This window comes from Mucilaginibacter gracilis (assembly GCF_003633615.1).
GTDB classification, from domain to species: Bacteria; Bacteroidota; Bacteroidia; order Sphingobacteriales; family Sphingobacteriaceae; genus Mucilaginibacter; species Mucilaginibacter gracilis.
Window position 1 is genome coordinate 3758739 of the sequence record NZ_RBKU01000001.1, and the last position, 22826, is coordinate 3781564.

The 22826-nt window shown below is 44.5% G+C and carries 39 protein-coding genes; 8 read left to right on the top strand and 31 right to left on the bottom strand.

The window, feature by feature from the left end:
- Positions 1 to 65 precede the first annotated feature (65 nt).
- Genes BDD43_RS16520 through BDD43_RS16545 form a run of 6 tightly spaced genes read right to left on the bottom strand, consistent with a single transcriptional unit; the run spans position 66 to position 4808 of the window.
- Entirely contained in the window at positions 66 to 413 is a 348-nt protein-coding gene (locus BDD43_RS16520; RefSeq protein ID WP_121198713.1) for a hypothetical protein, read from the bottom strand.
- A gap of 50 nt (positions 414 to 463) precedes the next feature.
- Positions 464 to 886, bottom strand: coding sequence for a hypothetical protein (locus tag BDD43_RS16525; RefSeq protein WP_121198714.1), 423 nt, complete (start codon positions 884 to 886; stop codon positions 464 to 466).
- Positions 886 to 2157 (bottom strand): DUF2586 family protein, encoded by a 1272-nt coding sequence (locus tag BDD43_RS16530; RefSeq protein WP_121198715.1) that lies wholly within the window; start codon positions 2155 to 2157, stop codon positions 886 to 888. The genes BDD43_RS16525 and BDD43_RS16530 overlap by 1 nt, the downstream gene beginning before the upstream one ends.
- Positions 2157 to 2558: a hypothetical protein gene (locus BDD43_RS16535; protein ID WP_121198716.1), complete on the bottom strand. Its 402-nt coding sequence runs from the start codon at positions 2556 to 2558 to the stop codon at positions 2157 to 2159. Before BDD43_RS16535 ends, BDD43_RS16530 begins: the two co-directional genes overlap by 1 nt.
- A gap of 7 nt (positions 2559 to 2565) precedes the next feature.
- Entirely contained in the window at positions 2566 to 3669 is a 1104-nt protein-coding gene (locus BDD43_RS16540) for a hypothetical protein (RefSeq protein WP_211339684.1), read from the bottom strand.
- A gap of 41 nt (positions 3670 to 3710) precedes the next feature.
- Positions 3711 to 4808 carry an ATP-dependent Clp protease proteolytic subunit gene (locus tag BDD43_RS16545; RefSeq protein ID WP_147425659.1) on the bottom strand — a complete coding sequence of 366 codons (1098 nt, stop codon included), beginning with the start codon at positions 4806 to 4808 and terminating at the stop codon, positions 3711 to 3713.
- A gap of 193 nt (positions 4809 to 5001) precedes the next feature.
- On the opposite strand from BDD43_RS16545, the gene BDD43_RS16550 reads away from it, so the two are divergent.
- The 8 genes from BDD43_RS16550 to BDD43_RS16585 all read left to right on the top strand — a co-directional run bounded on the left by BDD43_RS16550 (position 5002) and on the right by BDD43_RS16585 (position 13438).
- A complete protein-coding gene (locus tag BDD43_RS16550) occupies positions 5002 to 5538 on the top strand; it encodes a hypothetical protein (RefSeq protein ID WP_121198718.1) in 537 nt (178 codons plus the stop codon).
- Positions 5538 to 7079: a hypothetical protein gene (locus BDD43_RS16555; RefSeq protein ID WP_121198719.1), complete on the top strand. Its 1542-nt coding sequence runs from the start codon at positions 5538 to 5540 to the stop codon at positions 7077 to 7079. Before BDD43_RS16550 ends, BDD43_RS16555 begins: the two co-directional genes overlap by 1 nt.
- Position 7080: 1 nt before the next feature.
- Positions 7081 to 7515 (top strand): phage protein Gp36 family protein, encoded by a 435-nt coding sequence (locus BDD43_RS16560; RefSeq protein ID WP_121198720.1) that lies wholly within the window; start codon positions 7081 to 7083, stop codon positions 7513 to 7515.
- A 39-nt stretch (positions 7516 to 7554) separates the two neighbouring features.
- On the top strand, positions 7555 to 8904 hold the full coding sequence (locus BDD43_RS16565) for a phage portal protein family protein (protein WP_121198721.1): 1350 nt from the start codon (positions 7555 to 7557) through the stop codon (positions 8902 to 8904).
- 59 nt (positions 8905 to 8963) lie between these two features.
- On the top strand, positions 8964 to 10274 hold the full coding sequence (locus tag BDD43_RS16570; protein ID WP_121198722.1) for a phage head morphogenesis protein: 1311 nt from the start codon (positions 8964 to 8966) through the stop codon (positions 10272 to 10274).
- Between the two features lie 95 nt (positions 10275 to 10369).
- Positions 10370 to 12319 carry a phage tail tape measure protein gene (locus BDD43_RS16575; RefSeq protein ID WP_121198723.1) on the top strand — a complete coding sequence of 650 codons (1950 nt, stop codon included), beginning with the start codon at positions 10370 to 10372 and terminating at the stop codon, positions 12317 to 12319.
- Positions 12319 to 12894: a phage virion morphogenesis protein gene (locus BDD43_RS16580; RefSeq protein ID WP_121198724.1), complete on the top strand. Its 576-nt coding sequence runs from the start codon at positions 12319 to 12321 to the stop codon at positions 12892 to 12894. Before BDD43_RS16575 ends, BDD43_RS16580 begins: the two co-directional genes overlap by 1 nt.
- A 25-nt stretch (positions 12895 to 12919) precedes the next feature.
- Positions 12920 to 13438 (top strand): hypothetical protein, encoded by a 519-nt coding sequence (locus tag BDD43_RS16585; protein ID WP_121198725.1) that lies wholly within the window; start codon positions 12920 to 12922, stop codon positions 13436 to 13438.
- Positions 13439 to 13460: 22 nt separating this feature from the next.
- On the opposite strand, the gene BDD43_RS16590 is transcribed toward BDD43_RS16585, so the two are convergent.
- The 25 genes from BDD43_RS16590 to BDD43_RS16695 all read right to left on the bottom strand — a co-directional run bounded on the left by BDD43_RS16590 (position 13461) and on the right by BDD43_RS16695 (position 22826).
- Positions 13461 to 13706 carry a hypothetical protein gene (locus BDD43_RS16590; protein ID WP_121198726.1) on the bottom strand — a complete coding sequence of 82 codons (246 nt, stop codon included), beginning with the start codon at positions 13704 to 13706 and terminating at the stop codon, positions 13461 to 13463.
- Entirely contained in the window at positions 13690 to 13986 is a 297-nt protein-coding gene (locus tag BDD43_RS16595) for a hypothetical protein (RefSeq protein ID WP_121198727.1), read from the bottom strand. Before BDD43_RS16595 ends, BDD43_RS16590 begins: the two co-directional genes overlap by 17 nt.
- A 2-nt stretch (positions 13987 to 13988) precedes the next feature.
- Entirely contained in the window at positions 13989 to 14393 is a 405-nt protein-coding gene (locus tag BDD43_RS16600; RefSeq protein WP_121198728.1) for a hypothetical protein, read from the bottom strand.
- 4 nt (positions 14394 to 14397) lie between these two features.
- A complete protein-coding gene (locus BDD43_RS16605; protein WP_147425660.1) occupies positions 14398 to 14631 on the bottom strand; it encodes a hypothetical protein in 234 nt (77 codons plus the stop codon).
- Between the two features lie 25 nt (positions 14632 to 14656).
- Entirely contained in the window at positions 14657 to 15088 is a 432-nt protein-coding gene (locus BDD43_RS16610; RefSeq protein WP_121198730.1) for a hypothetical protein, read from the bottom strand.
- The gene (locus tag BDD43_RS16615; protein WP_121198731.1) at positions 15081 to 15350 is read right to left on the bottom strand and encodes a hypothetical protein; all 270 of its coding nucleotides are present in this window, start codon (positions 15348 to 15350) and stop codon (positions 15081 to 15083) included. The genes BDD43_RS16610 and BDD43_RS16615 overlap by 8 nt, the downstream gene beginning before the upstream one ends.
- The gene (locus BDD43_RS30110) at positions 15347 to 15520 is read right to left on the bottom strand and encodes a hypothetical protein (RefSeq protein ID WP_162847092.1); all 174 of its coding nucleotides are present in this window, start codon (positions 15518 to 15520) and stop codon (positions 15347 to 15349) included. The genes BDD43_RS16615 and BDD43_RS30110 overlap by 4 nt, the downstream gene beginning before the upstream one ends.
- Before the next feature lie 95 nt (positions 15521 to 15615).
- A complete protein-coding gene (locus tag BDD43_RS16620; protein WP_121198732.1) occupies positions 15616 to 15945 on the bottom strand; it encodes a hypothetical protein in 330 nt (109 codons plus the stop codon).
- Between the two features lie 2 nt (positions 15946 to 15947).
- Positions 15948 to 16160, bottom strand: a complete 213-nt coding sequence (locus tag BDD43_RS16625; RefSeq protein WP_121198733.1) for a hypothetical protein — start codon at positions 16158 to 16160, stop codon at positions 15948 to 15950.
- 41 nt (positions 16161 to 16201) lie between these two features.
- The gene (locus tag BDD43_RS16630) at positions 16202 to 16417 is read right to left on the bottom strand and encodes a hypothetical protein (protein ID WP_121198734.1); all 216 of its coding nucleotides are present in this window, start codon (positions 16415 to 16417) and stop codon (positions 16202 to 16204) included.
- Positions 16418 to 16445: 28 nt separating this feature from the next.
- Positions 16446 to 16829: a hypothetical protein gene (locus BDD43_RS16635; protein ID WP_121198735.1), complete on the bottom strand. Its 384-nt coding sequence runs from the start codon at positions 16827 to 16829 to the stop codon at positions 16446 to 16448.
- Positions 16830 to 16832: 3 nt separating this feature from the next.
- A complete protein-coding gene (locus BDD43_RS16640; RefSeq protein WP_121198736.1) occupies positions 16833 to 17153 on the bottom strand; it encodes a hypothetical protein in 321 nt (106 codons plus the stop codon).
- A 21-nt stretch (positions 17154 to 17174) separates the two neighbouring features.
- Positions 17175 to 17822, bottom strand: a complete 648-nt coding sequence (locus BDD43_RS16645; protein WP_121198737.1) for a hypothetical protein — start codon at positions 17820 to 17822, stop codon at positions 17175 to 17177.
- Positions 17823 to 17886: 64 nt separating this feature from the next.
- On the bottom strand, positions 17887 to 18108 hold the full coding sequence (locus BDD43_RS16650) for a hypothetical protein (RefSeq protein ID WP_121198738.1): 222 nt from the start codon (positions 18106 to 18108) through the stop codon (positions 17887 to 17889).
- A gap of 145 nt (positions 18109 to 18253) precedes the next feature.
- Positions 18254 to 18862 carry a hypothetical protein gene (locus BDD43_RS16655; protein WP_121198739.1) on the bottom strand — a complete coding sequence of 203 codons (609 nt, stop codon included), beginning with the start codon at positions 18860 to 18862 and terminating at the stop codon, positions 18254 to 18256.
- Positions 18859 to 19155 (bottom strand): hypothetical protein, encoded by a 297-nt coding sequence (locus tag BDD43_RS16660; protein WP_121198740.1) that lies wholly within the window; start codon positions 19153 to 19155, stop codon positions 18859 to 18861. Before BDD43_RS16660 ends, BDD43_RS16655 begins: the two co-directional genes overlap by 4 nt.
- A 7-nt stretch (positions 19156 to 19162) precedes the next feature.
- Positions 19163 to 19393: a hypothetical protein gene (locus BDD43_RS16665; RefSeq protein ID WP_121198741.1), complete on the bottom strand. Its 231-nt coding sequence runs from the start codon at positions 19391 to 19393 to the stop codon at positions 19163 to 19165.
- Positions 19394 to 19702: 309 nt separating this feature from the next.
- Positions 19703 to 19879 (bottom strand): hypothetical protein, encoded by a 177-nt coding sequence (locus tag BDD43_RS30115; protein ID WP_162847093.1) that lies wholly within the window; start codon positions 19877 to 19879, stop codon positions 19703 to 19705.
- Positions 19867 to 20526 (bottom strand): DUF3164 family protein, encoded by a 660-nt coding sequence (locus BDD43_RS16670; protein ID WP_121198742.1) that lies wholly within the window; start codon positions 20524 to 20526, stop codon positions 19867 to 19869. Before BDD43_RS16670 ends, BDD43_RS30115 begins: the two co-directional genes overlap by 13 nt.
- Before the next feature lie 4 nt (positions 20527 to 20530).
- Positions 20531 to 20701, bottom strand: coding sequence for a hypothetical protein (locus tag BDD43_RS30120; protein WP_162847094.1), 171 nt, complete (start codon positions 20699 to 20701; stop codon positions 20531 to 20533).
- Between the two features lie 4 nt (positions 20702 to 20705).
- A complete protein-coding gene (locus tag BDD43_RS16675; RefSeq protein WP_121198743.1) occupies positions 20706 to 21023 on the bottom strand; it encodes a hypothetical protein in 318 nt (105 codons plus the stop codon).
- Entirely contained in the window at positions 20989 to 21225 is a 237-nt protein-coding gene (locus tag BDD43_RS16680) for a chitobiase/beta-hexosaminidase C-terminal domain-containing protein (RefSeq protein WP_121198744.1), read from the bottom strand. The genes BDD43_RS16675 and BDD43_RS16680 overlap by 35 nt, the downstream gene beginning before the upstream one ends.
- 4 nt (positions 21226 to 21229) lie before the next feature.
- Positions 21230 to 21661 (bottom strand): hypothetical protein, encoded by a 432-nt coding sequence (locus BDD43_RS16685; protein ID WP_121198745.1) that lies wholly within the window; start codon positions 21659 to 21661, stop codon positions 21230 to 21232.
- Positions 21662 to 21664: 3 nt separating this feature from the next.
- Positions 21665 to 22594 (bottom strand): AAA family ATPase, encoded by a 930-nt coding sequence (locus BDD43_RS16690; protein WP_121198746.1) that lies wholly within the window; start codon positions 22592 to 22594, stop codon positions 21665 to 21667.
- A 52-nt stretch (positions 22595 to 22646) separates the two neighbouring features.
- Positions 22647 to 22826 carry a hypothetical protein gene (locus tag BDD43_RS16695; protein ID WP_121198747.1) on the bottom strand — a complete coding sequence of 60 codons (180 nt, stop codon included), beginning with the start codon at positions 22824 to 22826 and terminating at the stop codon, positions 22647 to 22649.

The following is a 22826-nucleotide window of genomic DNA, read 5'->3' on the forward strand; positions in this document are numbered from 1 at the left end:
TAATGCGTCCTGTTTTCTATAGTAATCTTCACCCGGCACATCCTGGATGGCCGGGCAAAGGTCAATTAGTTTTTTAGGATGGCTCTCCTTATAGGGATTAGCTGGGCGCAGGCATCAAAGGCACCGGCGAATAAACCGGCATTGGCTTTAACCTCATCTTTACGGGTTAAAAAGCAACCGTTTATCATAATTTCTTTAGCCTTGTCGGGATTCTTGTCCGACCATTTTTCAAACTCGCCTAATACCTTTCTATCAGGTGCTTTAAGCACCGCCCCTAAAAAGGCATCGCCATTATCGTCTAATGGTAATTCGCATTTCATCACCTGGTCTTTACCCCAAAGTAATTTCCAGTCTTCAATTTGCGCATCTGTTGTACCGTAGTGCATCAGTGTATTGGTTTCTTTTTTATCCACTTTTTAATTGGTTTTAGTTATGGTTTAGCCCCATAAGGGGCGTTAATTACTTATGCGTTATTGTAGGAAATACCAAGTACAAACATATCGTACTTGAATTTTAAGCCCATTTCGCCCGATATTTCGCGGCCCTGGTTCTGAAACTTACAGGTAATGGTATCGTTAACGATAGCGTTAAACTCGTTTACAAAACTTACGTTGATGGGGAAGGGTGGTATCGCCATCAGGTCGCCATTTGGCGCGATGGATTCAAATTGAATACCCTCGGTCATGGCTATGGTTAACGAACACTCGTAAGCCTTTTTTCCCCGGCTCCAGGTTACCGGCTCATTACTGCCTAAAGCGTAATTTAATTGATGATCCTGTTTAGTGTTGTAAGAAATATCTTCAACCTCGTATGCAATTGCACCAAGTATATCAACATTCACATCGCCCCCATCGTAGGCCTTACCGTCTTTTCTTATTGTTGACATTAGCTTAGTGTTGATTTGATGTTTACTACTCCGTTAATTTGCGCTATCGTGCCTTCGGGTACCCAGTTGAAGCTTACGCCAAGCGTTTTAGTGCCTGATAATAGGTTGCTGTTCCGGTCTACTTTCACATTACCGCCGCTTATAATACCTGCATCTGAAAGGCCCTTAAACACATCGTTGCCTAAATCTTCCAGGGCTTTAATTCGGCCAATAGGCAGAAGGCCCGTAGCGGTGTCAACCTGTTGTACCGAGTTTACTTTGGGTAAATACACATCGCGCAGGGCGCGGCGTATCTTGGCGTTTGTGCAGCTTAGGCTTATGCTGCTTTCGTTCAGGTTGCCATCTGCATCCTCAATTACGGGCGCACAAACGGGGTCGCCGCTAAAGCGGAAACCGCTTACCGATTCGCTTTGATAATCCCAGGCTAAGGAGTATCCTTTGTTAGCCCACTGGCTTAAATCGGCCTCTATATCGCTCGTTTTAATGTGGCTTGATATACCGGCTGTTAACCACTTGCCTTTTTTAACATCGGTTAAATTAACCGCGCCTACTTCGCCGGGGTTCTCGTTCACCTGCCTACCGGCCAGTGCGCCCATCAGCGTACCTATATCGGCAAACTTTTTACCTATAGCATCCTGCGTATCGGCAAAGTCCCAATCCTGGGCAATGGCTAAGGTTACCTGTGGGTATTGTACCGCCAGGCTATTGACTACTAAGGCCGTTAAATCTAACGCAGCGGCAGAGGCAACCGATAAGCCCCGGCATTCCAAAATGGTATGCACCGGGCGAAAGGTTGCATCTGTCCAGTCTGCAAAGGCTTGCATGGGAGCTATCGCACTGCGTATAGCTGTTTCCATACCATCCAACTGCACAGGTGCATAATCAGACGGCGGGTTCCATGCCAAACCAAATTTTTTAATTGCGCCTTTGGCATCGGCAATCATTTTTTGCGCGTACGTTGCGCCCAGGGCGGCAACCGGCAGCACGGTTTGCGGGTAAAGCATGAGGTATAAAATCACGCCCTCACCGGCCATACGATAAAACTCGGTAATGTGCCTGTAAACACGTACCGCATTAGTGGTGTCATAAGCGGCGTTAATACCAACAGCTTCGGCATCGCTCACACCTGTAAGCTTTTTGGTTACGCCCAAGGCTAAACCCGTAGGGGCTACCCCGGTTGAAGCCAGGATAGCCGAAATACCATCGGTTGAGTTTACAACATCGGCCCCTACGGTGCCTTTGCCTATATATACTCCGTCTCTTTTATTCATTATAAAGTGTGGGTTTTAACACGCGATACATCGCCGCCCTCGCTTAAAACGGCGCGATCTAAAGCGGTAAAATATTCCTGGTTAGAATTTTCAAACAAGGTGTCAACGCCGTGATCGTCCATCAACTGGTAAATCAAAGCCATATCCGAATCAATGGCCGCAAAGCGTTCGTTAGCCTCGGCTTCCTTTTCCTGGTCGGCAATTATTGCCGCCTCTGCATCTGTCTGCACCTGGTCTTTGTGTTCCTGCTCGTTGGCTGCTTTAGCCGCTATGGCCGCTTTTAATGTTAAAGCATCTGCGGCAGCTTCGGCCTTGTTACTGGCGGTTAACGACTTATTAGGGTCAACCACAGCCGGGATACCTTGTCCCGGCTGTGGGGTTACAACTTTCTTTGCTCCCATGTTGCGGTTATGCTGCGGCTGAAACTATCGCACCGATGCATTGTTGCTTTTTAGGCAGCACGATGAAATAGTGACGGAAATTGATTAAATTCTCCTGTGTTAACGGGCTAATGGCCGCTTCGCTAAAGTACATTTTGGTTGTACCGGTAGCCTTAAACATCCGGCTTGGCAAAAAGAACACCGAAGCCTCGTTATGCGTACCCGCCACCGGCAAAGAACCGAAAGCTAATTTTGCCTTAGTGCTGATGTTAAAGTAAGGGCAGTTAACGTATTCGTAAATATCAAAACCCTTAGTTTTTGAAATGATACCCTCGGTGTAGTTGGTATACTGATCCTGAAATTTTTGATCCAGGGATAGTAAGTCACCAATATGGTCGTTACACAACACCAGGCGACGACCTTTTTTAGGCACTTTCAATTTATCCAGTGCGGTTTTAAAGTTAACCAGGTCAATCATGGTTAAGCGTTTACGGCCTGTGCCGTCATCTGCGCCGGTTGTCATCAATACCGGGGTGTTGGCAGTATTACCCGCCGGTGCTAAAGCGTGTATAGCCTTATTAAACTTATCGTTCATAATGGCATCGCCGTGCTGTTCGCGCTTTAAAGCAATCTTATCATAACTGATAGAGTAAAGCTCATCATCCGTTATCCTGGTGGCTAAGGTTTGGTATTTATCCAGGCTAATGGTAATGTCACCATCGCCCAGGTTTTGCACGGCAATAGGGTAAGTAGTATTGTTTATCAGCACGTCCGGGTTAACGCCAACATCAACCAGGTGAATAACGTTCTTATCGGCGTACTGCGAATAGTCGGAAATACCATCTAAAAAGGTACCGTCTTCCCACTCGTTAAACTGCTTAACCAGTTCGCCCGTCCAAACCTCAACATACACACCGGCCATAGCAATAGCGCGTGGCATACTATGGCGAAACCGATAAGCCAGGGCGAAAAAGGCCAGGCCGGCAGCGGCACCAATTAAAGGCACACCGCCAACTATCATAGCGCAAAACACGCCAAAAAGCATGGTAATTGCACCCATAAACGCCCGTGTGATAAGAGGCGTATAATAAACCAAAAGGCGTAAAACCTTCCTTAAAAAAAATCTATTCATCTATTTTTAAAAATTAAAATGTTTATTTCTGATCGGTGCGCTTATTTTTCCGCGCCCGGTGTTTTACCGTATTTGGCGGTGTACAACTTTTTAAATGTTGCAGGGTCGGTTTTTTCAAGGGCTACCAGGGCTTTAGGGTTTTCCTTTTGGTACTTATCCCAGTCCCAACCTGCCGTGCCGGTATCGTCCTTTGGTTGCGCCTGAAAGCTTTTAAGCACATCGGTAATGGCCGCGTAAGGCTTATGTTCGCCTATAATGCTTTTTAAAGTTGCCACGCCCAGGGATTTACCAACGGCTTTGTAGCTTGCCTTTGCAGTTGGCGTAACATCCGGGCCTAAAGCCTCCACCATCGCATCAATAACCTCATCGGCTGTTTTGGTTGCACTGTCGGTAATACTTTTAACATGCGCCTCTAAAGCAGCTTCTACCTGCTCATCCGTACTATCAGCCGTTACACCGGTCAAATTGTACTTATCAATAGTTCTTTGTTTATCCATCGTCTTTTTATTGTTGGGTTTGGGGGCTTCAAGTGATGCCTTGAAGCGGTTAAAAACAGCTTTAGCCCCGAGCGTTGCAACCGCCTCAACGGTCAACGGCTCTGGGGCATCTGTAGCGACTGGTACGATTTCATCAACAAGTCCCTCTGCCAGGCATTCACCGGCATCTATCCAATGATCTTGTCCGTCCAACCATTTAGCTGTATATGTTGCATCCTTGCGGGTACGCGTACCCAGGTCAATTGCAAATTGACCCTGCATGGATTGTAAAAGTTTTGCTGTTGATAAGTGAGCCTCGGCGTTACCATCGCAAAAACCGCTCGGCGTGTGTATCATCACAAACCCGTTTGAAACGATTGATATTTTGCGTGCCTTGAGCATCAATATTGCCGCCATACTTGCGCACACCCCAACGATTAAAATATCTATTGGGAAAGGTGAGTTTTCAATAGTGTTGGCTATCATGTTGCCATCAAACACAACACCGCCATAGCAGTGAAATTTAATAAGTGCTTCGCTTGCGCCGCGTTGCACCAGGTCATCAATTAGCAATTGAAAAGCAGGGCCGTTAAAGTCACAATCTCCAACGTAAGCGTATATCCAAACCGTAGCCTTATCGGCCTGCATCTCAATTTTTACCACTTAAAAAACCAATTAAAATTTAACCATGAAAACATCATTTAGTACACCATTCGTGCTGTTAATGGCACAAGTGTAGGGCAGCAAAAAGGCCTTTCAAAACTTCCGTCCGGTGTGTAGACTAAACCGTCCGGACACCTGACACCGCCGCTTTAAAACTTGTTTTTTGCTACACTTTTGGCCTAAATACGTGTGTATGGCAAAAAAGAAAGAGCGTTCGATAGCCCGGAATTACTATGTGGATTTAGGAAAGACGGCCAAAGAGATTGCGGAATTAATTGATGTTTCGGAACAGACTTTAAGCAAGTGGATAAACGACCCGGAGGAGAACTGGAAAGAGCAGCGCAATGCAAAAGTTAGCAATGCTGAGGTAGGTGTAGAAAACATAAACCAGTTGATAAACGGCTTATGCGAGGATAGGATAAACCTTGCCGCACAATTAAAAAAAGCCGAGAGCGAGTTAGAAAAGACTACGGATATAGTTGAAAAGAACCTGATTGTAAACACCATTCAACAGATCAGAAAAAACCTCGCATCTATCGATAATGGCGTAATCATGTGGAACAAAACACGCTCAGGCCTCCAAAAAGAAAGCAAAATATCATTCCCGGAATACATGAAGGTTATGGAGGAGATTTTTATGGCCCTAAGACTATGGAACGAAAAATTTTATCTCCAAACCATTGACTTTCAGGAACAGCATTTAAACAAAGTGGCAAGCCGGTACAATTAATGAAAAGGTTTGACAAAGAAGTACAAGAGGCTTACCGGGCCAAGCTTGAAATGATACGCAACGGGGCGGCGGCAAACCCTTGGGAAACCGCTGCCGAAGCTGCCGAACGGAAAACCTACTTAAAAGGTAACCCCGCCGCAATGGTTGAATATTACCTAAAAGAGTATGCCAGTGCCGAGTGCGCGGAGTTTCAATTACAGTTAGCCGAAATGGTTAAGCTAAACCCTACCATTAAAGCCCTGGTTCGTTGGGGCCGGGGCCTGGCTAAATCCGTGTGGTGTGATCTTATTATACCACTATGGTTATGGATAAACGATGATATATTTTACATGGTTTTGGTTGGCAACAACTATGATAAGGCATGTATTTTATTGAGCGACTTGCAAGCCGAGTTTGAAGCCAACCCGCGCATTATACATGATTACGGGCAACAGATCAGCAAAGGCGACTGGACTAAAGGTTACTTCCGTACCAAAAACGGTTTTGTGGCTAAAGCCCTGGGCATGGGCCAGAGCCCACGGGGTTTAAGGCTTAGGAGCCGCCGCCCGGATTATATTGTTTGTGATGATTTGGAAGACAGGGAAACCGCCAAAAACCCGAAACGCCAAAAGGAAATTGTTAAATGGATTGAGCAGGATTTATTGCCAACGATGGACGGGCCGCGCCGCCGCTACCTGCACCCTAACAACGACTTTGCCCCGGTAACCATCCAAAACATGTTGGAGAAACTCCACATTACCGGTAAGAAAAAACCCAAGTGGTGGCTGCAACGCGTAAACGCTTACGACCCGATAACCTATAAACCGGCATGGGCAAGTAAGTACACGCCCGAATATTACCAGGAAGTTGAGGAAGAGTTAGGCACCATTGCCGCCAACGCCGAATACAATAATGACGGTGTAATTGAGGGCGATATTTTTAAATCGGAAATGATTGAATGGGCGAAACGGCCCGATTTAGACCACTTTGAGGTTTTGGCAGGTGTGTGGGATGTGGCTTACTCAGGCAACAACGATTTTAATGCGGTGCCAGTTTGGGGGTTGCATGGCCGCGATCTGTGGAAGGTAAAACAATTCTGCAAGCAATCCGAAATGTCGGCACCAATTGCTTTCATGTATGAGTATAGCGAAAAGGCGGCGCAAAGCGGTGCCGAGGTTGTTTGGATGGTTGAAAAGCAATTTTGGGAAAAGCCGGTTGAGGATGCCCTGGAAGATATGGAGGAGGAATATGGCTACTCGCTAAACATCCGGGTGATTGAACGCTCACGAATGGATAAGTATTTGAGAATACTCACCATGCACCCGCTTTATCAGCGCAAGCGCATCAAATATTCACAATCAGAAAGGTATGATAACGATATGACTGTGGCTAACGCCCAGCTATTCGGTATTGAACCGGGCTACAACAGCCATGATGATGCACCCGATGCCGACGAAATGACCATACACGAATTACAAACCATAATGCGGGTGGAGCGAACCGATAAAACAAGGGTAACAAGCAGGAAGAAATTAATTAGCAAACAAAAGAACAGGTATTAACATGGCAGGATTTATACAAGATAATGATTACACGCTTTCGACCAGGGAGGAAATTTTAGACTTACTGGACGGAACTGAAGACAAAACAAAATTAGCACTGGCTGAGCGAACCGCTATCAGTCAAATGAAAAAAAAGTTAGCCAAACGATATGATATGGACGTCATGTTTGCACCCGCTGTGGACGGCCAGCCCGATTTACGCGATCCGTTCATTGTAATGACAGTAATTGACATTATGCTTTACCACTTGTGGACGGGCGTAGCGGCGGGTAAAATTCCCGAAACCCGGTCGGCCAGGTATAACGATGCTTTGGAGTGGATGAAAAGCGATGGTAAGGGCGAGGGCGGCGGCGGAGATATGCCCGAAAAAACCGCCGAAGATTACCCGGCAGACTTCCGTATTGTATCGCGCCGTCCTAACAACAATAAATATTAACAAACAACCCGTTTAAGCCCCGTTTAAAATCAATTATTAATGCAAGAAAGAATATACACACCTGCATCACACTTAATTCACCACAACGCCCGTATTGGCCGCGTTTATAGTGCCATAGGGCAACCAAAATATAAGCAGTTAGACGGGCAAACGATAATAGGTAAAATAATTACCGAATACAAAAACCTCAATCGTAAAATGATTGACGACTGGCGCAATGCGTTGCGGTCGGCACTCGATGTGATTTTTCCACGCAGGTACTTGTTGCAGGATTTGTATGATGATTTGGAAACAGACGGGCACTTTCAGAGCCAGTTTATATTACGCTTCGCCGCTACCCTGGGTTATAACTTTGAATTAATAGACGATGCAACGGGCGAGGTTGATAAAGAAACTACAAAGTTGTTTCAAAGCAATTGGTTTTACCAGTTTATGAAAAAGGCCTTAACCGTACACAAAAAGGGTTACACGCTTTTAGAACTCATTAACCCGGCCACAATGGAATTTAAAATTGTGCCGCGCCGCAATGTGCTGCCCAATAAAAAGGTTATTGTACTATCGGTTATGGATCAGGATGGTATAGACTATACCACCGGAGGTTACGAAAACAGAATTATTGAAGTAGGCGAAACCGACGACCTGGGTTTAATGAACGACATTATACCGCAACTGATTTGGAAGCGTAACGCGCAACAAAGCTGGGCCGAGTTTTCTGAAAAGTTTGGCATGCCTTTAGTAACGGCCACCACAAGCAAAACCAACGACCGCGACCTCGATAAGCTTGAACAGCTTTTGGAGGCCCTGGGCGAAAGCGCAAGGGCTGTATTACCTGCCGGTACAAGCATCAACGTAACACCATTTGCAGGTAAGGATAGTTACCAGGTTTACGATGCACAGATAAACCGATGCAACAGCGAAATAAGCAAACCTATTGTAGGCGGCACAATGGCAACCGATAACGGCAGCAGCCGGAGCCAAAGCGAAGTACACGAGCGTAACCTGGATGATAAGATAGCATCAGAAGACCGCTTATTGTTTTCGTTTTTAGTTAACGATAAGCTTATACCCTTAATGCGCACCTGGGGCTGGCCTATTCCCGAAAAGAGAACTTTTGTATTCCCGAAATCGTTTGACCTGTCCTTGATGGATCACTGGACTATCGTTTTCCAGGGCCTGCAATATTTTGATATTTCTATCGACTGGATAAGCAAAACCTTTAACATGCCGGTTGATGCCGTTAAAAAGATAGTTGCCGCGCTACCTACCAAACCAGGTGGCGTTAAACCAAACGAAGAGCCTGCCGATGAGCCGCCCGAAAATGAGCCACCGGTAAAGGAGCCACCAGTTAAAGGCAAAAAACCTAAACCCGCAGCCTCTTTTTTCGACTAAGCCCCGCGCTGCCGGGGCGCAAGCCTATTGCCTATATACCAAAAAGCAAGCTTGATGAAATGTATTCGTGCGTGTGTCCACGCTGCGGGGGTAATAAATACCCCGATGCTGCCGCCGATGAAGAAAAGTTAAGTGATCTTTTCGGGCCGGATATAAAGCGGATTTGTGCGCAGCTATACAGTGGTAAGTTACAGGCCGGTAACATTGATCTAAAATCGGCACGTAAAGTTGCAACCGTTATTAGCCAGGCTATTTTAAAGGGTTTTGGCAAGGAGTTTCCGAAGCTTGATTTTGACACGCCCGATTTTGAAATGTACAGCCACATTGAAAAACAGGTGTGGCAGTTCAGCTTTGCAAAAAACTATGAGGAGTTAAAGGCCGCAAGCCTGGCACTACAAACCGGCAACCAGGTTACGCCCTGGGGCGAGTTTAAAAGCATTGTTGAACGCATTAACGGAGATTACAATGTACGCAACTTAAAAACCGAATATGATACAGGCATAGGCAGCGCACAAATGGCGGCACGTTGGGTGCAGTACATTGCCGACGAGGTTAAGTTACTGAAATACCAAACCGTAGGTGATAGCCGCGTAAGGCCATCGCACCAGGAGCTCGACGGTATCATCCGTAAAATTACCGATGCGTTTTGGAGCCTGTATTACCCGCCTAACGGCTGGCGTTGCCGTTGCGATGCCATTGATGCGGGTAATGCAAAAGAAACACCGCAAAGCAAAATTGTAACGCCTACCGATGTACCGCCTATGTTTAGGCGCAACCTGGCTAAGGAGGGGTTAGCGTTCCCTCCGGATCACCCGTACTTTGAACACGTGCCCGATGATATTTTGCAAGCTGCGGATAACAACAACCCGTTTATATACGACCGGCAGTATAGCAGTGATAAAGGCGGCTCGGTATGGGTTAGCAACCTGCACGGTGCCGGTGAGCTAAAAGACAATTTAGCCATAGCTAAGTTTTATGCCGACCGGGGCGATATGGTTACCCTGATGCCGAGCATTGACCCGAACAGCCCAAGCCAGTTAGCCTTGCGCAAAATGACGTTGCCGGATAGCCTGGTTAAAAGCAAGCTTAATGCCGATGCCAAAATTAACGGGCGCACCAACGAGTTTAAAACCAACCACGAGGGCACGGTAAACTCATTAAAAATGCAGGTGCGTAAAGGTTTGAAACAGGCGCAGGATGTAACCATAGCGGTAAGTAATGATACCAAACCGGCCCGGATTAAAAAGGCCATAAAAGACCAGGTGTACAATAGTTATAAAAACCGGGCCGAGGAACTGAAAGGCCGCACCATAACGGTACTACGCAAGGGTAAGGCTACGGTTTACAAGCTTGATAAAATTGTAAAATAACAAAGGCCATCCCGAAGGATAGCCTTAAAAGTCCAAAGCAGTGCATAACACGCTCTGATCTGAAACAAAGATAGTATAATTTTTAAATATAAAATATGGATGGAAGCGCGAGAGTATCGCTGTACTTAGAACTGAAAGACCGAATTAAGGCCGGAATGGGCCGGGCCAGGCAATACGTAAATGATAACGTATCGGCGATGAAAGAGCAGTTTAACAGCTTAAAAACATCGCAAACACAAGCGTTCTCGGCTATGGAAAGCCAAATACCAGGCTTGAGCAATGCGCTTAAAATGCTTGTTAACCCTTATGCTTTGCTAACGGCAGGAGTATTGGCTTTAGGAGGGGCTTATTATAATGCCGCCAACTCAGCTTTAAACTGGGAGGCCAAGATGGCCGAAATTAACGTAACCGCCCAGGAGACCCCGGCAGGGCTAAAAAAAATATCAGATGAACTAAAAGAGATTGCCGGGCGAAATGTTGCACCATTTGAACAAGTTGGCGACGGCTTTAACCGAATTTTATCTGCGGGTTTAACTGTAAAACAATCAATGGAGGCGTTAGAGCCAACGTTGCGTGCTGCAAAAGCAGGCTTTACAGATGTAGAAACTGCGGCCACGGCTGGCGTTTCGGTAATGAACGCATCTGGCGAAAGTATCAAAACCGTTTGGGACGTAGTTTATGCTACAGTAAATAAGGGTAATGCTAATTTTAAAAACGTAGCTAATTACCTGCCTAAAATAGTCGCCAATGCGACAGCGGCAGGTTTTTCATTACAAGAAACAGCGGGAGCCTGGGCTTACCTAACGGACACCCTGCAACCGGAACAAGCAACAACTACTTTAATGAACATGTTTAAACAATTGGCAAGCCCAACAGTAACCAAAAACTTTAAAGATATAGGAATACAAGTTTATGACACCCAAGGTAAAATGAAACCACTTGTGCAGATCATTGATTTAGTTAAACACAGGCTCGATGGATTATCAGACCGTAAGAAAAATTCAATACTCGGAGGTTTGGGCTTAGATAATGAAAGTCACGAGGCATTAACTATTCTATTAAAGGACACTGGAAAATTGAACGACATTATAAAATTTACAACTAATAGTGCCGGACAGCTTGATGATTCATACAAAAACGCCACACAAAGCACCGATAGCTGGCATATTATTTTGAATAAGATAGGTATTGCTTTTGAAACTATCGGAGAAACAGCATTACCCATAATTAACAGCGTTGGCGATGCCCTGTTAAACTGCGGCAAGGTTGTAAATAAAACATTTGAGATTATTAAAGACCTGGCAATGGGTATAGGAATTGCTGCCGCAGCACTTGCGGTACTATACCCTTCGGTTTTAGTTTATACCGGGGCACTGGTTTTAAATGGCATAGCCACAGCCGGGCTAACGATAGCTACTTATGCATTAACGGCAGCACAATGGTTGCTTAACGTGGCTTTGGATGCTAACCCAATTGGCTTGGTTATTATGGCGATAGGTGCCCTGGTTGCCGGGTTTATTTATGCATACGACCATTGCGAAAAGTTCAGGGCCGGTATCATGGGCATTATTGAGGTTGCTAAAATATTAATGGACTTGGTTGTAGGGTTCGGTAAAACCCTGCTTGGTGCTTTTACTCTTAACCCGGCCCTGGTAAAAGAGGGCTTAAACCAGGGAGCCGCAGCCTTAACCAGTATTATGAGCGGCGGCATAACCAAAGCATTTAACAAGGGCTATAGCGATTCTATTGCCGCCAATGTTAGCGCACCGGCTGCGGCAGGCACAAAGGATGCCTTTACAGGTAAAAAAACAACTACAAAGCCTGTTAAAAAGGATAATAAATTAGAAGCCGACAGCGAAAACAAAATAACAGGCGGCAGCAAGCAGGTACATAACATTACCGTAAACTTTAACAAAGAGATTGTTGGCAGCATTAACGCCGCAAACACGCCGGGCCTTAAAGGGATGAATGCCCAGGACATTGAAAAATGGGTTTCGGATTTGATTGAGCGCACCATCAGGAATTTAGAAACAAGCTACAGCTAATGGACATACCCGAAACCGCGCAATTTATAAGGCTGCTTGCCAATGTTAGCCGGGCAATTGACCGCTTCCCCAACCTGATAGCCGCCGAAGCTGTGGCCTTTAGCAAGGAGCGTTTTAGGCAACAAAACTGGATTGATAACAGTACCGAGCCATGGAAAAAACGCAAGGCCGAAAGTTGGGGCCGTAAATCCCGTAAGGGCCGGGGTATACTGGTTGATACCGGACGGCTGTTTCGCAGTGTGCGCAAAATTATAGCCCGTGCCGACCTGGTAGTTATTGGCACCGATGTACCCTACGCGCAAATGCATAATGACGGGGGGCGGTTTAAATTTAACCAGCACGTTAAGGCCTACACCCGCAAGCAAAACAGCGTGGAAGAAGTTAGCAGGCCCGGAGCGCGCACGGCCCGGTATGTTAAACAGCAAACGGGTGTAGTGCAGGTAAGGGCCTTTACCCGCAAAATGCAAATTAACATGCCGCGAAGGCGTTTCATGGGCAATTCGGCCTATTTAAACCGCCGCCTTGAGCGGTTAATGGCTAACGAGATAGTTAAAGCCGCCCAACAGGCTGCATAATTAAACAGTACTTAAACAGTTAAATATGGATCAGTTATTTGAAGATGTGATAGCAAAGTTTGAAAGTAAAAAAGCTTTGTTTACCGGTGCGGGGTTAAAAGCACCGTTTATTGATTTTTACATGGGCCAACCCGAACACCCGGAGTTTTTTGAATTTACGTTACCGGCTGTTTTTATGGATTACTCTATTGTGCCCATGAAGCAGGGCCTATTGTGGGTTAATGCCACAACGTTAAGTTTCCATTGCATACCAGAGATTGCACCATCGGCAAGCAGCATAAGCCCCCGCCGCACCCAGGGCCTTAAACAAATTATTTGGTATGGCCTTGTTAAGGATGTTTTAGATACCGTTACCGGCAGGCATTACACCAGTTTAACCAGGGGACACGAAAGCCCATCGTACACGCCCGATTTTAAATATCACATCATCAACTACACCACCGAAATGGATAACCTAAGCGGCAAGGCAAAAGGCCGTTACGCTGCCGGTGAGGTTGACGAACTGGGTATAAGCGGCGAAATAAAGAGTAGATTTAGTTTATAAAAAAAGCCCCGAAAGGGGCTTCTTACTTATTTTGGAATTGGGTGAAATAGTCACCAGGTATTAGCCTAATCAATCTTTCTATATCCACCTTGTAAGGATACCCGTTTTCTATCCGGTGTGCCTCTCGCAAGTCATCAACGCTATCAAAAACTTGTTCTCCGGCTAAATCAACGTACCTGTCAATCACCGTGTCAAAAAAACTAAACGCAGGCTCCTCAACTTCAAGGCCTGGAGCCATTGCTTGTGAAACATCAACAAATCTTATCATTTTGATACTTCCTTTCTATAGCCTCAATATCCAAAGACTCAAACGGATCAACAATGCGCCATTCGTCCGGGGCCTCGGTAAACTCAAAGGTAAAGCGGAGCGGCAGGTTTTGAAAGTCCCCCCAACCGTCTAATGGCTCTCTACCTACCATTACCAAAGCTTCGGTACCTGGTTTAAAGTTAAGGTCGATGTTTTGCCTATCGCCAACCTCAAATGTTTTATTTGCGCAAACCTTATTCAGTTCGCTTATAGCTTTAAATATTGCTTGTGTTTGTGTCATGATTAATTAAAATTCAACGCGTTAATTGTCCAGTTGTTATCATTGGCCTCATCACCGCCATTGAAATGCATTATCATATGATATTCGCGCTTTATTTTAGAACCGTCAACCTCAGCCTCGACATACGAATAAACCATGTAATTTTGTTTAACAGGATCACTTTTAACATCAGTAGGTAAAAACGGAAAACTTGTTGATGTTGCGTGTGAAAGTTTTTCGCTCACGTAGTTTTTAGAAATGATATAAGCCGCATTCTTGTGGTTTTCGTACTCTTTTACGGTGTCCTTAACAACGCTTAACCGTTCAGTTTTAGGCATCACGCTTTTATTGCGAAATATCATAAATACACCTACAGATAAAAGGTAAACGGCAAAAATGGCAAGTACTATTTTAAATATTTTTTTCATGCTGTTATTTGTAAAGAGCGGTATCGCGCTCGGTTAATTGTGGTTTTGGTTTGGCTCCCTTTTTTAAACAAGTACCGCATACGCCGCCGTTTTTGTGGCAAAACTTGCAGTATTTGCAATTTTTACAGGCATGGCATGGCGTTTTACCCATGCAGGTAGGCCAGCGTTTGTACCGCTTTTGTGAATCTGCCGGGGTTACCAGGCTAAAAGCTAAAATAATAAATAGTAGTTTTTTCATTTGTGATATACTTTTCAAATATAATTTATTTTGGTAATTCATTTTCCCAACGGCGTTGGCTTAAATACGTTTCGGGGTATAACATATCCGTGCGTGGGTGAGCGGCTAACCAAGCCTTATACCTGGCTATACCCTCCATTGCAAGGTAACGCTCGGCATGGGTTAGGGCATTAAACAGCTTTTCGGCGCGGCCCTTATTGCCAACTTTGTAACCGTAGGCATCGTAAAACTCCTTAAACGTTACTTGTACGGTTACCTGCACCATCCGCAATGTTGTTGTACTTTTGCATAGGTCGCCCAAAAGTTGCAGGTTAAAAGGGAAACACTTGTACAAATACGCCAACATCTCATCCGTCATGGCGGCACGGTTCTCAAAATATTTGAGATTACCATCGGCATCAAAACGAAATTCCATCTCGCCATCAAACCGGGCACTTGTTATTAAGTATCTATTCATAAACGTTGCAGTTATGGGGTATCATTAATAAACCTTTTGCGCCGCGTTTTTCCATATCACAAGCGGGGCAAAAAACAAATTTGCGGCGCGGCATCGGATAAGCCACACGATATAATCCGGGCACGTCCTTAGCTTCGTAAACCACAGCATTACCGGGCCAGTCCTGGGGCGTAATCTTTGCACTTTCCATTTTCTGTTTAAATTCAAGCAGATCAGCATACGTTAACCGCTTTCTATCGCTGGATGTTGGTGTGTTTTTCATTCCTGGGTAATTATTGATTGCGGCGGCAGGTCAAAGCCAAACGCTTGTTTAAAAATTGACAAGGGGAAACAAACGGCCTTGCCGTTCACTATTGTTTCGGGTATGCGGCCTTTAAAATTGTAAAGGCAGTTTGGGGTTTGATACCAAAGGTTAACAAGGTTATATCTCATTATTAAAAGGTTTAGCGCGACATACAGGGCAGCTCATCCAGGCGCGCGCATCGTACTCCTCGCCGCATGCCTGGCAGATGTGCCATACTTCGTGGTTAAATATTATTGTGTAGGTTTTCAAAGTCTATTGAGGGTTTCTGATTGTCGTTTTGAAATAGGATTTTGGTTTTGTTGATTCCTTTGCGGGTATCCATCATGCTGTTGAATTGCTTTACCTGTTCTTTATAATGCGCAAAGCATTCATCGCAAACCTCGCCGCTAAATGACGGGTATTGTGTGGCACTTCCCCAACCGCCGGGCGAATAGGTAAACCTCCAAAGAATACCGTTTAATTGCCGTTTAACCGAGTAAAAAGTGATACCAAACAGCTTTTTTTGCTCTAAAACGCACTCGCACAAATCGCATGTAATTATTTCTGTTTTCATTATTATAATTCGTCTACGTTCATAAATATTGCAAAGTGTAACTCTGCAATGGCCGTTTGAAGCATGTGTTTAACACTTGCAAAATCTTCACTATAAAAGACACCCGTAGCAAACTTATCCATGCCGGGCGCTTCTTGGTATTGGAGCGACACTAACCAGTTGGAGCCATCCCATTTGCGGAACACCTTAACTTTGTTTTTAAATTGATATTTCATGTACCCGTCCCGGAATCGAACCGGGGCGTTACCATAACGGGTTAGCTAAATATGATACCGTGCCTTAAAAACACCACTTTGGTATCGCGCTTTAGCGGTTCGGGGTATCGTTTATGCGGTTCGCGCGCAAAAACATTATGCGTTTTATCAGGCTTACCGGCTACAAGCTCCAGTACTGTTTTTTTGGCATCGCTTTGTTTGTAAAACCTGTCGCCAAGCTTCAGGTGTTTGGCTTCTGTTATTTCGTTACGTTTCATTTGGGCTGTTTAAATGGTGTTTAATTGGTTATTTACAACTATCGGTTGACGAATAATCAAACCATTTAATCCAGCCGCGAGGTGTTAAAAACCCCCACTGCCTAACCTTTTTAAAGGTTATGACCAACGACCAAACGGGTTGATGAATTTCTAACCTGTGCAGACTTTCGGCAGGGCGGTACAATACTGATCCGCGCCCGTATACCTTGCTGCCGGTTTGGGTGTACTCAACGTAACCGCCTTTTAAAAGGATGGTAACAAACGCCCAGGGATGGTCATGTTGACACTCAAAATCACTCAGTATGATATTGTGAACCTTTACAGCAAACCACCGGCAGGTAAACAAGCTATACCTGATGAGGTACGGCTTATTATCTATTCTTTGAATTACTTTCTTTTTGTAAAGTTTCATGGCTTAAATATTTGCTTCTGCGTTTTTAACAACCCTTAACAACATCTCGGTTAACTCCCTTTCAGCATCTACAGAGGCAAAATTTGTAGTTACAATCTCCTTTACAAGATGTTGGATATTGATATTGATTACCTTCGGCTCCTGAACTTCCGTTAGGTATTTAGCTATGCCGCCATAAAAGGCAACATTGTATTCAAAACGGCGTATTTCCTTTGGGTTTTTAGTATTCAATAATGAATATTGGTTGTCGGTTACCATGTTTAAGCACCTGCTAACAATAGCATCTTTGCTAAGTGGTTTAATTTCTGTTGTTGCTGTTGACATAATGTTTATTGATTTAAAATTTTAAAATAGTTGTGGTTGGTTAGTGGGTTTGTTTTTACTGCTCTTTAGTTGTTTTAATTCGGCTATTTTTTCGGGCCATATATCCCAGGTTTTACCGCCGCCTAAGCGGCTAACTACCTTAGCCTGGAAGCCGCTAACCTCTATAATGGCATCCATCATAAATTCAAGCTGCTTGCCCAGGGGGTTGCCTTTCCACGAGATTAGTATGATTGACTTGTGAGGGAAACGATCATTAAGCTCACACCACTGGGCAAAGGTTAGGCCCATGTAATTGGTGCTATCTAAAACGATAATTTTACCGATGCTTTTACCCTGTAGTTTTTTAAACCATGCCGGGAATTTGCTTTGTGTACGGTCGGCAAGGCTAAATTTGCCTTTAAAGCGGCCCATGTTATTGCGCTTAAAAGCCATTTGAAAGCCACGTGTTTTGTATTGTTCGGTACTGTTAAAGTTTACTTTGCCTACATGCTCACAAAGTGCCTGGCACAATTGAAACACGTACTCGGTTTTACCATTTTTGGCCGGGCCTTCAATGTGTATCCTAAAGTTCTCGCATAAGTCGCCCAGGTGTTCTTTCCACTCCGGGGGTAAGTCTAATTCGACGAAATTCCACGATTCTATATCGCTTACGCCTGCGTTTTTTGCCATTTTGAATGATTTTAATAGTTTGGTTTGCGGTAAAAGCAGCTTATAAAAGCAGCTAAGAATATGATTAGCATTTTTCGAGTACGTGAGCAGGTAACCATACATATTGGCGAATACTCTCAACCCATGTTTTAATACCTAACCATGCTTCACATTCGCCTTGCTTTAGTTCAACATCGGCTACCTTGATAACTTTGCCGGGCCTAAAAGTGGTGCGGTTGGTTCGATACGTTGTTGTAATGATAGCCTTATCGCCCTGGGCGAATGACTGTTTGTTTGTATAATTCATTTTAATTGTTTTAGTGGGAACCCGGCACCCGAAACGAACGGGTGCATGCTCCAAGCCGGGTTACATTAAAGGTTGGGAACTAACTTCCGGGCCTTGCCTTGCGGTAGGTGCCTTATCGTGTGCCATACCTTTGTATTTTACATGACTACTTTTCTAATAGCAGCCCGTTAGTTACTTGCACATTGTATGTACCGCCCTCAACTTTATGCAGCTTGATATAATCTTGTTGCTCTTTTTTGGGTAAGCTATCCCAGTCCACCGGCTGTAATTCTTCGGGTTTGTAAAAATTGCTTGCAATGGCATATTTGTTAAAAAACACATCCTGCAACTGCTTGCGCCGGGCGTTTTTGGTTTTGGTAGTGCGGCATTTAGCCACATGCGGGGCCGCAAACTTTTGCCACTGTAATTTCATGTGCCTCCGGAAGTACTCGTATGCAGATGATACCGTGATGTAATCAAAGTAAGTTACCCGCATGTGGATCGTTTTGCTCCCTTTCTGCATCCGGCCAATATCCTTTGGATAGTCGCCCAACATGGTTTTTATCAACCGTTCCATTAAGCTTAATTCCAAATCGGTAGTATAGCTCAGGCCGTACCAATCCATATCCAACGAATCCAGGTCAACACCTTTCATGTTGTACTTTTCAAGCATTTTATCCAATGCCTTTTCGGCGGCAGCTCTCTCGCCCTCGGTACTACCGCGCTTAACGAGCTCGTAAATCTTTTTTAGCTTTTCTTTTTGTTCGGGTGTCATGGTTTTAAGTTGAAGTCGGGATACATAAATTGATAGTCTATCATTGAAATGATGCGCCCATCCAGTGGGTGAGCCCTAAGTTTTAGCGTAGTGCTTTCGCTGCCGGTCATTACATCTCGCACACTTATTTCACCGGCGTTTACAACTGTACATTCCTTGTCCGGCCACATCTTTTTAACCAGGTCAAGGCAGAGCTCGGCCATATCAGCATGTACTAATAGGTTTGGAAATATTATTGGCATTTTGGCGACCATGCCGTTATCCATCTTTTGGTTAATCATGATATATTTCATATTCTGATTAGCTAAAGCGGATTGATATTACTTTTTCGCTTATCGGTTTAATGTCAATTGCGCCACACAAAACACCTAATTGGTCTAAAGCGCTCAACTCCAATTTCCCTAAACTGCTTACCATAATTGTAGCGGTGTAAACACCGCCACCGGCTTTGTTATTGGTTTTAGCCGGGCTGCCTGGGAATACATTTGTGAGTACCTCCAATAGCTTTTTTGTGTTCGTTTCTGTAATCATTTTTAATTGTTTTATATTTTGAACCCGCCCCGGCCTCGAACCGGGGGTGACTTCCAGTCGGGTTATAATCTTGCAAAAAAGCCGCCCTCATATAATATCCATAGGGTAATTGCAGAGCCTATTAAGGCTCCAAAAAAGTTATATTGACCGCTTTTTTTTTCGCCATGTTTTGCAAGGCTAATTCCCCATTGAAGTATGTGAGATATGATTACCAAGTATTGTGGCCACATATTTTAAATTTGTTTATCCTGGCACCATTGCCATTGAACCCGCCCCGGCCTCGAACCGGGGGTGACTTCCAGTCGGGTTTTAATTTGCCGGTTCGGCACGCTCGGCCATTTCTTTATGTGCCAGTTGCACCTCGCGTTCGCAAGCCTCGCAAATGCAATCAGGGCAAAGGGTATCCTTACATATTTCGCACTCGGTTGATTCATCCAGCAGGATGGTTGCGCCGCAGTTGGCGCAAAAAATATCTACTTTACACATGTTGAAAGGGCTACTACTATAGATGAAAAATTGAGGTTAATTGCTTTCCACGCGCCGTTTTCCTTAACCCAAAAGCGGGTGTAATCCTTAGTTTCGGATGGTGTCCAGGCTTCTTTAAACAGCTTGATGCCCTCTAACCAATTGGAATCCTGATAGTCGTTTTCCATCGCGTAAAGCTTTTGTATCTGCTTTACATCAAGCTTATCCTTACTGCGTTCCAGTATCTGCATAATAAACTTTTTGGTTTTTTCGTCGCCCGAAAACTGGCTGTTTAAAAAGTCTATCATGTGGCGTTCGGCCTGGTCGGCCCGTTCGTCAAAATGGCCCAGCGTTTGGCGGCTAAACTCAATTTTATACATGGCATCGCGGCTTTCTATAGTAAAGTTGCCTTTACCATCGCTGTGGCGTTTGCTGTATTCCTGCAATAATTCGTACAGGGTGCCCAGGCTATTAAACACCTTGCTTTTAAATAATTCAAGGGTGGCACCCAGGGCAATAGCTTCAAGGGATAACTCCACAATGGTATCTTCCTTTAATTGCTCATACGCTGCACGTTTGGCGTTGGCGGCGGCTACGTTTTTTTCATGGCGGTCTTTTAATATCGCCTCTAATTGTTCGGTTGTTAGATGGTCTACGTTAATATTCATTTTCTTAATTTTTAACTATTTGAGATTGTAATAATTTGCGTTCGTTTTGGGCTTCAATCATCTCTTTATAGATCATTTTAGCCTCGTTTGTAGGTTCTTTATCCACGAAAGGGATAAGTGAAATCATACATAGTTCTTCATGGGCGCGTAGTGCGTCAATAAGGTGTATTTCCATATATTCAATTGGTTTTTTGGTGTATAATTCCTATTACTTTGTTGATGGTTATGGCACTGGTGGAAGCTATCTTGCACCGTTCATTTTGGCAGTACTCTAAAAGGGCCAGGCCGTGAGGTATGGAAATGCTAAACTTGTATTCGGTTTGAAACATATCCCAAACCTTATTTAGCCACACCAGTAACTCGGCTAACGTTGCCATTACGAGTTTACTCGCATCGGTTTTTGTTTCGCGGAATTGCTCACGATGCAATGAAAATTCAATAAAATGGGCAAGGTTGCTTAACTCATCCCTGGTTAGTTTTAGCTTGATTTTTTTCATTCTCCAACTCTTTTAGTTTACCTTTTGCGTTTATGGCTAAGTACTTGAAGTATGTACTCCGGCTGATGGTGATAAAGCGGGGCTTAACAGCGTTTTCATATATCCACTTGTTTGTCCGGCCATCATTGGCGTAGTATATCTCCTGAACAGCGAGCACCCTTAGGTAATGGTTAACTTGTTTTTTATGTAGTCTTTTGTTCATCAAATCAGTTATGCACCGCCTGGTATATCTCGCTTAATTGCTTTTCCTGGCGGTTTTTCGCCATAGCAATCAGCTTTTTACACAGGGCTTGCATTTCGGGTACGCTCATTTCATAGAGCAGCTTACCCGCTATCCTTTTATCCATAAGGAAATGGTTTACACGCTTCCAGTCGGCAGGTGTTGAGTAAATACCGTACTTAGTAAGGTTCACCAACACGTTACTGCGCCAGGCCTTAATTTTCGGATCATCGCTATAGCGGTTAGCCGCACCGGCTTGCACCCGGTTTAATAAAGCGTCCAAATCTTTATCGGTTAAATCGCGGCTACTGGTTACGTTATAGTCACTCAGTAAGTCGCCTTTGCAGTCAATTGCACCAAGCTTTATAAGCATTACGTGCAATTGCTGTAGCTTTTTATTGCGTGTTTTAGTGTCCATAACTTACAGGCTAAAGGTTTGCGGTGCAGTTATCAGGTTGTCGCTAAGGGCTATTTTAATAGCGGTTAGGCTATCGGATATGCCACGGAACGTTACTTTTGAACGCCAGTGAAACGGCTTCATGGCTTGTGTTTTAACACGGCCCATTACAATGTTGAGGGCTTCGCCGCTTAGGCCATTGGCTATAAAAATGCGCTCGGCCTCGGTATCAGTTGGCGCGCTCATGGTATAGTGAACCATAAACAGGCGGTCGAGCGTTTCGCTAAACAGGTGTTTGTTTTTGTTGGCTCCCTTTAGCAGGTTATTGATAAAGTATGGAGTACCGGCCAGTACAATACCGCAGGTACCTTTTAAGGCCGTCATTAAGTCTTTTACAGCCACCACCAAATGATCTTTAAGGGCCGATATTTCGTCTATCTGCACCAAGCAATCTTGCTTATCCAGTGTGGTTTTTATCTTTAAAATTTGTTGTTTGTAAGTACCATCGGTAGAAACGCCAACCGCCGTTAACAAAAGGGCATTCAATTGCTTGCGGGTGTTAACACTTTCGCAGTTGATGTAATAAACCTTGTGGCCCTGGGTACGTTCCTGATGGCGTTTGTAGTACTCCAAACCGATTGATTTACCATAACCACCGTCACCAATAAGCGGCACAAATACCTTGTGCGTGTAAGCGGCAGTACAGGCATCCAAAGCCTTTTGCAGGTTTTCGGTGCCTACAAACTTGTAATCATCGTTATTGCCCAGGTACTTAATAATCAGGTTCCAGGTGTTTTCGCCTACAATGTTATCGGCCTCCCAGTTATTCAATACCTGGCTCATCATGCCTTTGGTAATGCCCAGGCGTTCGGCAAACTTGTTGTTGCTTAGTCCGCTTTCTTGCATGGCTAATTTTAGCCGTTCAATCAGTTGCGCTTTCTCTGCTGTTTTCATACTTTTGATTTTGAGTTTTTAATTATTGAATTGGCCCCTGCAAGGGCCTTTTTTATTTATTAATTGCTGTTAAAATTGCTGTAGCCGATACGATATGTTTCATCGCGGTAAGCAGGGCCATTGTAGAATCTTCATCCAAGGGGTTAACATCATACAGGGCCTCTATTTGGGTTTCTAAGCCGTTTAACTCCTTACATATTTCGGCTATCCTCGTTTTTTTTAGTATGCTCAT